General features: G+C 45.6%; 10 protein-coding genes. All 10 read left to right on the top strand.

Going from position 1 to position 15,239, the window contains the following annotated elements; translation table 11 throughout:
• The first annotated feature begins 40 nt into the window (after nt 1-40).
• The 10 genes from pgmB to pflA all read left to right on the top strand — a co-directional run bounded on the left by pgmB (nt 41) and on the right by pflA (nt 15,057).
• The gene (gene pgmB / locus ACFVU8_RS11105) at nt 41-673 is read left to right on the top strand and encodes a beta-phosphoglucomutase (RefSeq protein ID WP_387427379.1); all 633 of its coding nucleotides are present in this window, start codon (nt 41-43) and stop codon (nt 671-673) included.
• A 75-nt stretch (nt 674-748) separates the two neighbouring features.
• Nucleotides 749-1,546 carry an alpha/beta hydrolase gene (locus ACFVU8_RS11100; RefSeq protein WP_387427378.1) on the top strand — a complete coding sequence of 266 codons (798 nt, stop codon included), beginning with the start codon at nt 749-751 and terminating at the stop codon, nt 1,544-1,546.
• 278 nt (nt 1,547-1,824) lie between these two features.
• Nucleotides 1,825-3,618 carry a cache domain-containing sensor histidine kinase gene (locus ACFVU8_RS11095; protein ID WP_379465682.1) on the top strand — a complete coding sequence of 598 codons (1,794 nt, stop codon included), beginning with the start codon at nt 1,825-1,827 and terminating at the stop codon, nt 3,616-3,618.
• 15 nt (nt 3,619-3,633) lie between these two features.
• Nucleotides 3,634-4,962 carry a response regulator transcription factor gene (locus ACFVU8_RS11090; protein WP_379465681.1) on the top strand — a complete coding sequence of 443 codons (1,329 nt, stop codon included), beginning with the start codon at nt 3,634-3,636 and terminating at the stop codon, nt 4,960-4,962.
• A 161-nt stretch (nt 4,963-5,123) separates the two neighbouring features.
• Nucleotides 5,124-6,014 (top strand): carbohydrate ABC transporter permease, encoded by an 891-nt coding sequence (locus ACFVU8_RS11085; protein ID WP_246317300.1) that lies wholly within the window; start codon nt 5,124-5,126, stop codon nt 6,012-6,014.
• Between the two features lies 1 nt (nt 6,015).
• Complete coding sequence (locus ACFVU8_RS11080; RefSeq protein ID WP_379465680.1) at nt 6,016-6,888, top strand: carbohydrate ABC transporter permease; 873 nt, start codon at nt 6,016-6,018, stop codon at nt 6,886-6,888.
• Nucleotides 6,889-7,019: 131 nt separating this feature from the next.
• The gene (locus ACFVU8_RS11075; RefSeq protein ID WP_379465679.1) at nt 7,020-8,480 is read left to right on the top strand and encodes an ABC transporter substrate-binding protein; all 1,461 of its coding nucleotides are present in this window, start codon (nt 7,020-7,022) and stop codon (nt 8,478-8,480) included.
• A gap of 488 nt (nt 8,481-8,968) precedes the next feature.
• Nucleotides 8,969-11,590, top strand: a complete 2,622-nt coding sequence (gene adhE, locus ACFVU8_RS11070; protein WP_387427377.1) for a bifunctional acetaldehyde-CoA/alcohol dehydrogenase — start codon at nt 8,969-8,971, stop codon at nt 11,588-11,590.
• 256 nt (nt 11,591-11,846) lie between these two features.
• Entirely contained in the window at nt 11,847-14,108 is a 2,262-nt protein-coding gene (pflB, locus tag ACFVU8_RS11065) for a formate C-acetyltransferase (protein ID WP_175373024.1), read from the top strand.
• Between the two features lie 211 nt (nt 14,109-14,319).
• Nucleotides 14,320-15,057, top strand: coding sequence for a pyruvate formate-lyase-activating protein (gene pflA / locus ACFVU8_RS11060; protein WP_066363800.1), 738 nt, complete (start codon nt 14,320-14,322; stop codon nt 15,055-15,057).
• The last annotated feature ends 182 nt before the right edge of the window (nt 15,058-15,239 follow it).

Below are 15,239 nucleotides of genomic sequence, written 5' to 3'. Positions count from 1 at the left end.
AAATAGATATATGATCAACACATAGAGAGGACAGAATGTCATGCTGCAAAATATGAAAGGTGCCATCTTCGATTTGGACGGTGTCATCGTAGATACGGCGAAATACCATTTTCTGGCCTGGGCAGAGCTTGCCCGTGAGCTTGGCTTTGAATTTACAGAGGCGGATAACGAACGGCTCAAGGGCGTAAGCCGGATGAGATCACTCGATATCCTGCTGGAGGTAGGCGGTCTTGATTTCCCAGAGGAAGAGAAGCTGGCGATGGCGGATAAGAAAAACCGCCTGTATGTAGAGTTCATCAACAAGCTGGATCAGTCCGAGCTGCTGCCTGGCGTGAAGGAATATCTTACAGGTCTTAGAGAACGCGGTGTTGGTATCGCGCTTGGTTCAGCAAGCAAGAATGCCATGTTCATTCTTGACAAGCTGAACATTACGGAATTGTTCGATGCTGTAGTTGATGGCAACAAAGTGTCTAACGCTAAGCCTGACCCTGAAGTGTTCCTCACCGGGGCTGTAGAGCTTAAATTGCAGCCGGAGGAATGTATTGTGTTTGAAGACGCAGAAGCGGGTGTGGAAGCAGGAAAAGCGGCAGGAATGAAGGTAGTCGGAATCGGCAATCCAGAAATCCTTAAGGAAGCGGATCTTGTTGTTGCCGGATTGCATGAACTCCTCTAACTTGATAGACTGATGTCATTGTGAGGGAATTCCCTCATAATGACAAGTCTATGAAGGAAGATTGAGGGATGAGAAATGGAGACCATTCTTTTATGGCCTGACGGTGCTCCCGGAGCTGTGGGTACTAGTGACGAGGATTGTCCGGCTATTACACCTTATCTTGTCGAAGGGGACGGCAATGCCGCAGTTGTGATTTGCCCCGGTGGTGCTTACGGGATGCGTGCAGATCATGAGGGGGAACCGATAGCCATCTGGCTCAACAGCCTGGGCATTTCAGCCTTTGTGTTGCGCTACCGCGTAGCGCCCTACCAATATCCAAATGCACTTCTGGATGCCAAGCGGGCGATGCGTACAGTGCGCTTGCACGCTGAGAAATTCAGGATTGATCCCGCCCGAATCGGGATTCTTGGATTCTCCGCAGGGGGTCACTTGGCCTCTACGGCTGGCGTGTTGTTTGACAAGGGCAATGCAGAGGATATTGATCCGGTGGAACGGGTGTCTAGCCGTCCGGATCTTATGATTCTATGTTATCCGGTAATTTCTATGGATGATCAGGTGGTACATAAAGGGTCCAAGGACAATTTACTGGGTTCTTCCCCGCAAGGTGATTTGGTGGATCTAATGAGCAGCGATCTGCAAGTAGGAACGGACACACCGCCAACCTTTCTGTGGCATACGTCGGATGACGAAGGCGTGTCGGCTGAGAACAGCCTTCTTTTCGCCGCAGCTCTGAGACGTCATGGTATTCCGTTCGATCTGCATGTCTATGCACACGGAAGACATGGCCTAGGCTTGGCTACGGAGGAACAGCATACTAGTGGCTGGACGGAGACTTGCGCTTCATGGCTTGACTTAAATGGATATACGCAATAATAATGTACTAATACGTGTTCAGAGAAGACTGGAGCCGTTCTGACGGGCTGTTCCAGTCTTTTTTTGTGCTGTAGCTGTATAACTGAGATTTTCAAATATCCTCCAAAAGTTAACGGATAACTGAAAATTTAGCAGTCCACTTTCGCTGGCTGGATCATGGCGTAGCTTTTATTTTGTCTTTAGTAGAAAAATAGATACAAATACTCCTAAAAAACTTTAGAATAGACATATATGACGCATATAGCGTTTGTTATAGTATGAAGCTGGAGGTGTGCCTTATGTGGTCAAGACTTGTTAAGCCACTTGTGAAACTGAACGTCAAGCAGCAGTTAATCCTGCTCTTCCTGATTATGATCTCTCCCATTCTGATTCTGAACAGCTACGGCAATTTGAAGGCCGAGGGCATTCTCAAGCGTCATGTTACGAATGCATATGTGGAGCTGAATAAACAGAACTTTACGATTATTAACCGAGATATTGAGACCGTTAACAAGATCACCACCACCATCATTCAGAACCCGCTGATTCAACAGCTGAGTACAAAAACCAATGAAATTGTGATGGATTCGTTCAAGCGTTATGAGGCTATAGAAAAGCTGCTGCTCAGCTACTCTCAGGGTACCGGCAAGGATGATGTTGTTTATTACTCGCTCTATGTATACGATCCGGAGGATAAATATTTCTTTGCCCCGAACTTTCCGCAGGTCAAGAAGGCGGGAGTTTATTTTTTCTCCAAGGAAGAGGAGCCTAGTTGGTTCCAATCGGCGGTGCAGCAGAAAGGGCGGGGCTATCTGCAGTTTATGGACAGACTCAGCGCCCAAGCCGAGAATAACAAGACACTAACCTATGTCAGGGCGGTCAACAACATTTACCGGGGAGAAGGGACCATTGGCGTATTGGTCGTGACCAAAATGGAGTCCAAAATCAGTGAATCGCTGAAATCGATATCCCTGCCTGACGGTGAGATCTACCTCACAGATATGAATAATCTTGTACTTGCTTCTACGATTAACAATTTAGGTGACCATATTGAACTGCCGGAAGGGGCAGAGGAGGGAGATCCGGAAGGTATCGTGGATGTTATCACCAATGATTTTATTTATGTGGTCAATAACAACCATGCCCTGGGTCAGAAGCTTGTCTACAAGGTTCCTGTAAAAGCGCTTTTACAGCAGCAAAATGAGATGAAGAGGGTCATACAATATATCACCATCGCCTATGCGGTATTCGGGCTGATCATTATTACATATTTCTGGCGTTCCCTGATGACGCCTTTGCAAAAGCTAGCCTTTTTCGTGCGTAAATACGAACCTGGCAATCGTGTCCCAGAGACGCCAAGGTGGGGCAGCAATGACGAGGTCAGCGTGCTAATCACTTCCACGTATGACATGGCCCGAAGGCTTAATGGCCTGATTACTTACAAGTATAAAATGGAACTGAAGCAGAAAGAATCGCAGCTGCAGTTGCTTTACCAACAAATCAATCCCCATCTGCTATATAATACACTTGAGAGCATATATTGGAAAATATCACTTGAAGGTAATGCGGAATCTGCCGAGATGGTCAAGCAGCTGTCCAAGCTGATGAAGATTAGTCTCAGTCGTGGCAGAGAGTTGATTACACTGGAGGAAGAACTGGAACATGCCTCAGCTTATATCAAGCTCCAGCAGCACCGGTATGATTATGTTTTTCGGGTTGAGATGAATATTGATCCGGATATTAAGAGCAACTTGATTCCGAAGATCACTTTGCAGCCGTTGATCGAGAATGCCATCATTCATGGGGTGAAGAATATGGGAGAAGACGGCGAGATTATTATTACAGCCTGGATGGAGGAGGATTACATCCTTATCTCCATAGAAGATAACGGTTACAAAGAAGTTGATTTTGAGGCAATTATGTGGATTCTCGATGAAGAAAATCCAAATCCGACCAGCGGATATGGCATCCGCAATGTCAACCAGCGTATACATCTGCATTTTGGCCCTGAATATGGCATTAGTTACGCTGCCCGCGCAGGTGGTGGTACCCAGGTAGTAGTGAAGCTGCCGAAATCAGAGAATCACGAATAAAAGGAGATCAACGATATGTTTAATATTTTAGTAGTGGATGATGAGCCGTTGATTGTTAAAGGACTGAGCAGCCTGCTTGCTTCATCCGGCTTGGAAATCGATCATATTTATACAGCAAACAGCGGTTTTGAGGCGCTAGATTGCATTCGAATGGAAGATATCGACCTGCTGGTCACGGATATCCAGATGGGCGCCATGAGCGGCATTGATCTGATGCAGCATGCGAAACTGACCAAGCCTTGGGTACAAACCATTGTCATCTCAGCGCATGAGACGTTTCAGTATGCCCAAATGGCCGTACGGCTAGGAGCCAAGGATTATTTGATCAAGCCCTTGAACAGCGAGCAGTTCCTGGACTCTGTACGTAATGTGCTGCTGAAGCTGGATAAGCCTTCACCGGAGCTGGATACGTTCATGTCCGGTATCAGCGAGAGCTTTCGCTTAGAAGAGACGCAGCCGGAATACAGTCAACTGTTGACTGAATTGCTGGCGAATCCGGATAAGGTGCTGGCTGACCCGCGCAGTCTGCAAAAAATCGATGCCCTTAACCTTCAGGGACCTTTCTTTTCGGTTATCAAGATCAAGCTTCCGTTGTCTGAACCGGGATCAGAGAAGAAATATTGCGCCAATGATAAGCGCCTCTTATGTTATGCAGCCTTGAATATTGCCAAGGAACTTATGGATCAGGAGTGGAACTCTATTGCTTTTTACTCTCCAGAGGGAGAAATAACGATCATTATCCAGTGGGATGAGAAAAGCTATGAAGAATCTTCCTCGGGCCAGATTAACCGGTTAGATGTTCTGGGTCGCAGTTTGCATTTTAATATTCATAAATATCTGCATCTGCACGCGGTTATCGGGATTAGCCAGATTCTGAAGGGACTGCCGTTTATGAATGTGCTGAACCGGCAGGCTTCAAAGGCTATTCTCTGGAACAAGGAGCATAGCGACCACTATGTGTTCTACTATGGTGATTTTAACTGGAATAATTACGCAATAGATCCTTCTGCTGAAGAACTACATACGCGAAGCAACCTCATCGTCCAGAAAGCGAAGGAATACATCGACGAGAATTATGCGCAAAAAGGTCTGACCATTCACGAGGTGGCGAAGAAAAATCATGTAAGTCCCAACTATCTGAGCTACCTGTTCAAGAAGAATACAGGCTTTAATCTGTGGGAGTATGTGATTAAGCTGCGGATGGAGGAAAGCCGGGAAATGATCCTGAATACGGATCTGCGAAGATATGAAATTGCAGAGCGGGTAGGCTATGAATCACCGGAACATTTTAGCAAAATATTTAAAAAATACTATGGAATTAGCCCCAGCGAATTGAAGAAGTAAGAACAGTCATTACTTCGATAGATATACACATGTTCAGTACAAGCCTGATTTTCTACAATTTAAGGTAGGAAGCATTTTGCGAAAAAATGCCGAACGAACCAAAGGAATGAGGGAGCTTGATGAACCAAACTGCAGTAGTAAACGAAAACCCGGGGGCACAGATGGAGCGTAAATCGTCCACGCCACAACGGAATGGCCGCTGGAAGAAAAACTTCTGGGGCTACATGTTCCTTGTACCCGCATTTGTAATTTTCATCCTATTCATGTGGGTTCCCATTTTGAAGGGCTTAGTGTACAGCTTTTATCACGTCGATTTCGTTTCAGGCAATACTTTTGTGGGCTTTGACAACTATGCCAGAGCACTTACAGATCCCGATGTATTAACGGCTGTAAAGAATACCCTCTATTACATGGCATTGTGTTTTGTCCTCGGATTTTGGGTTCCAATCGCCTTCGCGATTGCGATCTCGGAGCTCCGCAGATTCGGAGGCTTTGTGCGGGTAGCTGCTTACTTGCCTTTTGTCGTACCAGGCGTCGTGTTGTACGGACTATGGAGATGGCTGTACGATCCGGTTGGACCAATCAATGCGTTACTTGGCACTTTTGGAATCGACCAAATTGCGTTTTTGACTGACACCAGGTGGTCTATGATTTCACTCGTCTTTATGGAGACCTGGCAGCAATTCGGTTCAGGGATGCTAATATATCTGGCAGCAGTGCTGAGCATTCCGCGTGACTGGTATGAAGCGGCAGAAATTGACGGTGCTGGTGTATGGGCACGTATTCGTCATATTACATTGCCTTCTATGCGTAATCTGATCATTCTGATGCTTATTTTGCAGGTTATCGGCACTTCGCAAGGGTACCAGTCACAGATGGCTTTGCTTGATGGTGGACCTAACAACACCACGTTGACCTATGCGCTCCTGATGGTTAAATACGCGTTTACAAAACTTGATTATGGAACGGCTACTGCACTAGGCATGCTTATGTTCATCGTCCTGGGCGGTTTGGGCGTCTTACAGTTCAAGCTCAACAAGGAGGACAACTAAGATGAAAAGTGGAGATAGAGGTATATTATCGGAACACGATCTTAAGCAGACCAGTAATAAAATCGTATATGGAATAATGGTTTTGGTTATATGTGCCATGGTGTTCAGCATGTTGTATCCTATACTCATGATGATGTTTAACGGACTCAAGTCCAATACAGAAGTGAACACGTTCCCGCCGCACTTTTTCCCGCAGGAATGGCATTTTGACAACCTGAAGCAAGCAATGAACTATATTGATCTGTTTTCATACCTAAGAAACACTATCTATATCTTTGTGGGTAACATGTTAATGACCCTGGTAGTGTTGGGGATGGCGTCGTTTAGTATCTCCCGGATGAATGTACCTTATAAGAAAGCTATTTATTTCTTCTTCCTGATGACCCTGTTCATTCCGGCGAGCAGTTATATGGTTCCAAACTTTGTCAACTTGAAGGAACTGGGCTTGCTGAACCAATACGCAGCTTTCTGGCTGCCAGCAGGTGCGAATACATTCTATTTCCTGTTGCTCAAGAACTTCTTTGACGGTATTCACCCTGAAATCTTCGAAGCTGCCCGGATCGACGGAGCCTCGGAGCCAAGAAGCTTCTTCTCCATCGCAGTACCGCTGTCGGTTCCGATTTTCGCAACACTTGCCATCTTTATCTTCTCCACAGCATGGAATGACTGGTTCTGGCCGTCACTCGTTATGCATAGTGATGACAAGTACACATTGGCAACAGCGATCTATAAGTATGTTATTAGCGTTAAGGCACTCAATACCAATATCAAGTTTGCGATTCTTTTCCTTGTCAGCTTGCCGCCAATTGTCGTATTCTTGATCTTCCAGAAGTTCATTATGCGCGGTGTGGCTTTATCCGCTGTCAAAGGTTAAATTTAATGTCTGATTCTACTACCAATCGTAAACTTACACATAAAAGGAATATAAATGCACCTCGTTTGTAAACGATTTCTCTTTTATGATCAATGTGTAAGATAATTATGAAATTGAAAAGGGGAGTTTCAATGCGCAAGTATTCCACTATGCTACTAAGCCTCCTAATGGCCGGTTCGTTGCTTTCCGCTTGTGGCGGTAACAACGGTAATACAGCCAGCGACAAGGGTGGGGATGCAACTACAGCCCCAACGAATGCTGCAACAGACAATTCGAGCGGCACCGATGCAGCAGCTAAGGATGACATTACCCAAAGAAAAGTTACAATCAAGATTCACTATCCGACACCTGACCTTACAGAAATCAGAGCTCAGGAAGATGACAAAATTAAGCGTTTCCAAGCTGAATATCCAAATGTTGAAATCCTTAAGGATGACTGGCAGTACAACGTAAATGAAATCGGCATCAAAATGGCTGCCAACGAGGCACCAACGTTCTTCAATACCTTTGCTACAGAAGCTAAGTTCCTGGTTGAAAAGGGCTGGGTAGCTGATATCACAGATCTTTGGAACAACTATGAACACAAAGATGAAATTAACCCTGTCTTGCAGAATCAGTTCATCATTGATGGCAAAGTGTACGGCGTAACACAAAAAGGTTATGTCACCACTACAATGATCAACAAAAAGCTGCTTGATGAAAAAGGTGTAGCTGTTCCTCCACTTGACTGGACTTGGGACGATATGCTGAACACTGCCAAGGGCGCAGCTGATACTAAAAAAGGTATCTCTGGTATTGCTCCAATGGGTAAAGGTAATGAAGCTGGCTGGAACTGGACCAACTTCCTGTTCGAAGCAGGCGGAGAAATTCAAAATATTGACGGCGGTAAAGTTGTAGCTACATTCAACTCCGACGCTGGTGTGAAAGCACTGGACTTCTATAAGCAGCTTAGATGGGAAGCTAATGCTATTCCTCAAGACTGGGCACTTGGCTGGGGCGATGCTGTAGGCGCGTTCCAACAAAGCCGTACTGCAATGGTTATGGCCGGTTCTGACGGCGTTATCGAGCAAGCCCTGAACCAAGGTGGTTTGAAACCTGAAGAGGTGTTGACGTACCCAATGCCTGCAGCTGAAAAAGGCGGCAAGCACACAGGCGTACTTGGTGGCGACTATCTCGTAATCAACCCGAATGCAACGAAAGACGAGCAAGAAATGGCTTTCCGTTACATCACATTCGACTACTTCTCTGAAAAGGGTCTGGATGCACTTGATGCGGTAATCAAGCAACGTGAAGCAGACGGTAAATTCTTCATTCCGCCGCTTCTTGACTACTTCTCCGCTGATTCTGAATTCGGTAAGAAGACTAAAGCTGTCTATGATAAGTATACAAACGTCTACCAATACAATCCGGAAATCATGAACCTGCTGGACGGTAAGCCAGAAGCTCAGTACAATACTCAGGACTACTATGCAACAATGTCCAATGTCATTCAAGAGCTGTTCTCCAAAAAAGGAACGGATTCCAAAGCTCAGCTTGATGCTGCTGCTAAAACAGTCCAAGAGAAATTCTTCGACGGAATCAAAGTTCAATAATCAGACTTCAGCATAATTGCTGTAACTGAATAGCACGAACAAAGGGATGTCCCAGAAACCATGTGAATGGTGAGGGGCATCCCTTCGTATTATAGGATCAACGAGAGAGTACTGGTTGATCTTTTTTAATAGCCGTTTTTTGTTAGGTAGGTTTGAGATTGAAAAAGCGAGCAGGATTGGCACTGAGCGGGGAAGAGGGATTGTGAACCTTCTGTGATTCATGGAGTGTTGAATGAAGAGCAAGAGGTTTCTTTTTAGTTATAAATAACAAGGAATAGGCTGGGTAAAAGCCTAAAATCAGGGGAATTAAACGATTTTTTAAATAAAATATGGTTAAAATACCTGAATATGATTGAATGTAAGCGCTTTGAAACACGTCAAAAAAACTTTATACTTTGTGAAAGATTTCACTATACAAGACGAAAAGTATGTGATAATATGAACATGTAGAGAAAAACAACTCAAAAATTGACAGGAGGACGAGGGACATGGCAGTTAAAAATGAAGTGCCCGCCCAAGTGAAGCAACCAACAGCTGAGGAATATATTCAGACTTTGGTAGATAAAGCCAAGAAGGCTCAAGAAGCGTACATGCAGCTGGATCAAGAGCAAGTCAACACAATCGTTCATGCAATGGCGCTGGCAGGACTCGACAAGCACATGTATCTGGCGAAACTGGCCGTAGAAGAAACAGGTCGCGGAGTCTATGAAGACAAAATTACGAAGAACATTTTCGCAACAGAATATATCTGGCACGGAATTAAATATGACAAAACCGTAGGGGTCATCGAAGACAACTCCTACGAAAGTTTCCAAAAGATCGCCGAACCGGTCGGCATCGTTATGGGTATCACACCGGTAACCAATCCAACATCCACCACGATGTTTAAAGCTTTGATCGCCGCAAAGACACGTAATCCTATTATATTCGGTTTTCATCCATCTGCGCAAGAGTGTAGTGCAGCATCCGCCAAAATTCTACATGACGCAGCAGTGAAAGCTGGCGCACCTGAGAACTGTATCCAATGGATCGAATTGCCTACGATGGACAAAACCAACGCTTTGATGAACAACCCTGACGTTGCACTGATTCTGGCAACAGGCGGATCGGCGATGGTTAAAGCAGCTTATAGCTGTGGTAAACCGGCTCTGGGTGTAGGCCCTGGTAACGTGCCTGCCTTTATCGAGAAGAGTGCCAATATCGACCAAGCGGTAACTGACATCATTCTTTCCAAGACATTCGATAACGGTATGATTTGTGCATCCGAGCAAGCTGTTATTATTGAAGAAGCTATCTTCGATCAAGTGAAGAAGAAAATGATTGCGAACGGCTGTTACTTTGTTAACAAAGAAGAAGCTGGCAAGCTGACTTCCGGCGCAATGAACGTTGAAAAATGTGCAGTGAATCCGACAATTGTTGGCCAATCTGCAACGAAGATCGCGGAAATGTGCGGAATTCAAGTTCCAGCAGGCACTAAAATTCTGGTAGCTGAACTTGAAGGTGTAGGTACAAAATTCCCGCTGTCTGCAGAGAAGCTTAGCCCGGTACTTGCTTGCTATAAAGTTAAAAATGCTGATCAAGGTATCGAACGTGCTGCCGAGATCGTTGAGTTCGGAGGCATGGGCCACAGCTCGGCTATCCACTCCAACAATGAAGAAGTGATCATGAAATTCTCGAACCGTCTGCAAACCGGACGTATTCTGGTAAACTCGCCATCAACACACGGTGCCATCGGCGATATTTACAACACTAATATCCCTTCGCTGACCCTGGGCTGCGGATCTTACGGACGCAACTCGGTATCGCAAAACGTGACTGCCATCAATCTGATCAACGTGAAAAGGGTGAATCGTCGTACCGTGAATATGCAATGGTTTAAAGTACCCGACAAGATCTATTTCGAAAAAGGTGCAACTCAATACCTTGCCAAAATGCCTGATATTACACGTGTTGCAATTATCACTGACCCTATGATGGTGAAGCTGGGTTATGTGGAAAGAGTTGAACACTACTTGCGTCAACGTCAAACACCAGTAGCCATCGAAGTGTTCTCGGAAGTAGAACCAGATCCATCGACAACTACAGTGGAAAAAGGTACAGCTATGATGAACAGATTCCAGCCGGACTGCATCATTGCACTTGGCGGCGGTTCCCCTATGGACGCAGCTAAAGGTATGTGGTTGTTCTATGAACACCCAGACGCTGACTTTAACGGTCTGAAACAAAAATTCATGGATATCCGTAAACGGGTCTACAAGTTCCCTAAACTGGGTAACAAAGCTAAATTCGTTGCCATTCCTACCACTTCGGGTACGGGTTCGGAAGTTACTTCTTTCGCGGTTATCACGGATAAAACAACTGAAAAACACACCAAATATCCTTTGGCTGACTATGAGCTCACACCTGATGTAGCTATCATTGATCCAGAGTTCGTATACAGCTTGCCAAAAACTGCTGTTGCTGATACAGGTATGGACGTTTTGACCCATGCGATTGAAGCCTATGTGTCGGTTATGGCTAGTGACTACTCCGATGGTCTGGCCATCAAAGCTATCCAGCTCGTATTCCAATACCTGGAGAAATCGGCACTGGAAGCTGATCCACTGGCCCGTGAGAAAATGCACAATGCTTCCACGCTTGCTGGTATGGCGTTTGCCAACGCGTTCCTGGGCATTAACCACAGCTTGGCGCACAAATGGGGCGGTCAATATCACACGGCTCATGGTCGCACCAATGCGATTCTTATGCCACACGTTATCCGCTACAATGCCAAGAAACCAACGAAGTTTGCTTCGTTCCCTAAATATTCGCACTTCGTTGCTGATGAGCGCTATGCAGAAATCGCCCGTATTTTGGGACTGCCAGCTCGTACCACTGAAGAAGGGGTTACCAGCTTGATCAATGCTATCCGCGACATGAACAAAAAGCTGGGTATTGAGGAGTCGTTCCAACAGCTGGGCTTTGATCCTAAGGATTTCGAATCGCGTGTTGACTATCTGGCTGACCGTGCATTCGAAGACCAATGTACAACTGCCAATCCAAAAATGCCGCTTGTCAGCGAGCTTGCAGACGTATACCGCAATGCTTTCTACGGAAAATTTGACAACTAATACCAAGGGTTTAAGCTAAGAATTCTGTTCCTTGAGAAACTGGATGCTAGTGACAAATATCACCGAAAAGGTGATATTTGTCACAGTCCTTTTTCAGAAAATAAACTAAAATATTTATATAAACAAACAACGATCCCAGTTGTAAAATCACTTTTGTGAATTTTATAACAACCATTAGATGGGGTCGCGAGACACGGGATTAACCTTCAAGCCCGCGATCTCTACAATACTATAAATATAGATGGAGGGATTTAGCATGTCGGTGATTGAAAAAGATGTACAAGAAGTGAAGTCGGGTTGGCGCGGTTTTACAAAAGGTAAATGGTCCAGAAAAGTTAACGTGAATGACTTTATTGAGAAGAATATTACCCCTTACCTGGGCAAGGAAGATTTCCTCGCCGGAGCTACTGAGAATACCAAAGAGCTGTGGAAAATTGTTTCTGAAATGACTAAACGGGAAATTGCCAACGGCGGTGTGCTTGATGTAGATGTGAACACTGTATCTACGATCGTCTCGCACAATCCTGGTTACATTGACAAAGACAAGGAGCAAATTGTCGGCGTTCAGACAGACGCGCCTTTCAAACGTTCCATCCAACCGTTCGGTGGTATTAAAATGATGATCGATGCCTGCAACGCATACGGATTTGAACTTCCGCAAGGCATTGTCGACATGTTCACGAACATTCGCAAAACGCATAACCAAGGCGTATTTGATGCATATACAGATGAAATGAGAGCAGCGCGCAGAGCGGGTATCATTACCGGTCTTCCTGATGCTTACGGCCGTGGCCGGATCATTGGTGACTATCGCCGCGTAGCGCTTTACGGAATTGATTTCTTGGTCAACGAAAAGAAACAAGATCTCAAGAATCTTGAAGTAGATGCCATGAGCGAATCCGTAATTCGTCTTCGGGAAGAGGTCTCCGAACAGATCCGCGCACTGGGTGAACTGAAGAAGATGGCAGCTATGCACGGCTTTGATATCTCCAAGCCAGCTAACACTGCCAAAGAAGCTTTCCAATGGGTGTACTTCGGATATCTTGCAGCAATCAAAGAACAAAACGGTGCGGCAATGTCCCTTGGACGCGTATCCTCTTTCCTTGATATCTATGTTGAGCGCGATATCGCAGAAGGTATTTTGACCGAAGAACAAGCACAAGAGTTAACAGACCATTTTGTAATGAAATTGCGTATCGTTAAATTCCTGCGCACACCTGACTATAATGAACTGTTCAGTGGTGACCCTACCTGGGTTACAGAATCCATTGGCGGTATGTCCGTAGATGGTACAACACGCGTTACTAAGAACAGCTTCCGTTTCCTGCACACCCTGTACAACCTGGGACCTGCACCGGAACCGAACTTGACTGTACTGTGGTCCGAGAAATTGCCTGAAGGCTTCAAGAAATATTGTGCCAAGGTATCCATCGAGACCAGTTCCATTCAATACGAGAATGATGATCTGATGCGTCCGATCTATGGCGATGACTACGGTATTGCATGTTGTGTATCTGCAATGCGCATTGGTAAACAAATGCAATTCTTCGGCGCACGTGCCAACCTGGCAAAAGCACTGTTGTATGCTATCAATGGTGGTGTTGATGAAAAATCCGGCGTGCAAGTTGGACCTGAGCTTCCGCGCATCACTTCCGATGTTCTTGATTATGAAGAAGTAATGAAACGTTTCAAACCAATGATGGAGTGGCTGGCTAAGCTGTACATGAACACGCTGAACGTCATTCACTACATGCACGATAAATATTCCTACGAGCGTATTGAAATGGCTTTGCATGACCGCGATATTCTGCGGACCATGGCTTGTGGTATCGCCGGTTTGTCTGTTGCAGCCGACTCCCTGAGCGCCATCAAATATGCCAAGGTTAGACCGGTACGTAACGAACAAGGTATTGCCATTGATTTTGAAATCGAAGGTGAATTCCCTTGCTACGGTAACAATGACGATGCCGTAGACAGCATCGCGGTAGATTTGGTTGAATCCTTCATGACAATGATTCGCAAAAACACAACTTACCGTGATTCCTTGCCGACACAATCGGTACTGACCATCACTTCTAACGTTGTGTATGGTAAGAAGACAGGTACTACACCTGACGGACGTAAAAAAGGCGAGCCATTCGCACCGGGTGCTAACCCAATGCACGGCCGTGATAAGAAGGGCGCCCTGGCATCCCTGAGCTCTGTTGCCAAACTGCCTTACGAGGATAGCCTGGACGGAATCTCCAACACCTTCTCCATCGTGCCTAAGGCATTGGGTAAGGAAGAAGAAGGCCGTAAATCCAACCTGGTATCCATGCTTGACGGATACTTCGGCAGCAAGGGTCACCACCTGAACGTCAACGTGTTCGCCCGCGAACAGTTGATGGATGCTATGGAACATCCAGAGAACTACCCACAATTGACCATTCGTGTATCCGGCTATGCAGTTAACTTCATCAAGCTGACCCGCGAACAACAATTGGATGTAATCAACCGTACGTTCCATGGTTCGATGTAAGACGATAACGAAATTGCTTTGGCTTTAGCTATATCATTATGATACTCGCAAGGAGATGCCGCCCTTGTCACAAGGGCGGTAAAATCTTGTTCTCAATTGGTTAAAATTTTAAATTTCGGGACCGCGATTTTAGGTGACAACAGTCTTTAAGGACAGGGACCTTCTTCGGAAGGAGAGGCTGTGGTCAGTCGTGGAGAAAGGATGACTCCTAATGATTAAAGGTCGCATACACTCCTTGGAAACCTTTGGAACCGTTGACGGGCCTGGCATTCGATTTGTTTTGTTCATGCAAGGCTGTCTGTTGAAATGCCAATATTGTCATAATCCAGATACATGGGCATTGGATGAGGGCAAGGAAATGAGCCTGGAAGAGGTTCTGGCTGAGATAGAGCCTTACTTGAACTATTACCGTACGTCCGGAGGTGGCTTGACCGTATCCGGCGGAGAGCCAACGCTGCAGGCCCATTTCGTAAAGCAACTGTTCACGGAAGTGAAGAAACGCTGGAATCTGCACACCACACTGGATAGCAATGGCTACAATGAAGGTGATAAGATTAATGATCTGCTGGATGTGACAGATCTGGTGATGCTGGATCTTAAGCATATCGATGACGAAGCCCACATCAAGCTAACGGGCAAATCCAATGAGCGGACACTGAAGCTCGCACGCTGGTTGTCAGATCATGATCGCAAAATGTGGATCCGGCACGTCTATGTTCCTGGCATTCATGACCGGGAAGAGGATCTGTTGAATCTTGGTCGCTTCATCGGCAGCCTGAATGGGGTAGAGAAGTTCGAGATCCTGCCATACCACCAGATGGGCGTATACAAGTGGGAAATGTTAGGCAAGGCTTACGAGCTTGAGGGTGTTCCCAGCCCAACTGAAGAGGAAGTACAGCGGGCTTACAGACTGGTTGAAGAAGGTCGCAAGCAAGTCGAACTGGTATAATATCTTGTCATAAGAACATAAGAAGCCGTCCCAAAATAGCTGCTGCTAAAGGGGCGGCTTCTGTTATGATATAAGAATAATCCGCTTACAAATTGATTAGAAAAGAATCGTTTGTTTTGATTTATGTTAAAATACATAACATAATAACGGTTCATCATACATAAATGCACTTATTCTTCATT

This window comes from Paenibacillus sp. NPDC058177, assembly GCF_042883835.1.
Lineage (GTDB): Bacteria > Bacillota > Bacilli > Paenibacillales > Paenibacillaceae > Paenibacillus_AQ > Paenibacillus_AQ agri.
Note: the sequence above shows the minus strand (reverse complement) of the source record. Positions and strands in the feature narration are given on the sequence as shown.

What these genes read in the sequence shown, in the direction of transcription:
- pflA (WP_066363800.1), top strand. Translation starts at nt 14,320, where the DNA reads ATGATTAAAGGTCGCATACACTCCTTGGAAACCTTTGGAACCGTTGAC.
- ACFVU8_RS11085 (WP_246317300.1), top strand. Translation starts at nt 5,124, where the DNA reads ATGGAGCGTAAATCGTCCACGCCACAACGGAATGGCCGCTGGAAGAAA.
- adhE (WP_387427377.1), top strand. Translation starts at nt 8,969, where the DNA reads ATGGCAGTTAAAAATGAAGTGCCCGCCCAAGTGAAGCAACCAACAGCT.
- ACFVU8_RS11095 (WP_379465682.1), top strand. Translation starts at nt 1,825, where the DNA reads ATGTGGTCAAGACTTGTTAAGCCACTTGTGAAACTGAACGTCAAGCAG.
- pgmB (WP_387427379.1), top strand. Translation starts at nt 41, where the DNA reads ATGCTGCAAAATATGAAAGGTGCCATCTTCGATTTGGACGGTGTCATC.
- ACFVU8_RS11075 (WP_379465679.1), top strand. Translation starts at nt 7,020, where the DNA reads ATGCGCAAGTATTCCACTATGCTACTAAGCCTCCTAATGGCCGGTTCG.
- ACFVU8_RS11080 (WP_379465680.1), top strand. Translation starts at nt 6,016, where the DNA reads ATGAAAAGTGGAGATAGAGGTATATTATCGGAACACGATCTTAAGCAG.
- ACFVU8_RS11090 (WP_379465681.1), top strand. Translation starts at nt 3,634, where the DNA reads ATGTTTAATATTTTAGTAGTGGATGATGAGCCGTTGATTGTTAAAGGA.
- pflB (WP_175373024.1), top strand. Translation starts at nt 11,847, where the DNA reads ATGTCGGTGATTGAAAAAGATGTACAAGAAGTGAAGTCGGGTTGGCGC.
- ACFVU8_RS11100 (WP_387427378.1), top strand. Translation starts at nt 749, where the DNA reads ATGGAGACCATTCTTTTATGGCCTGACGGTGCTCCCGGAGCTGTGGGT.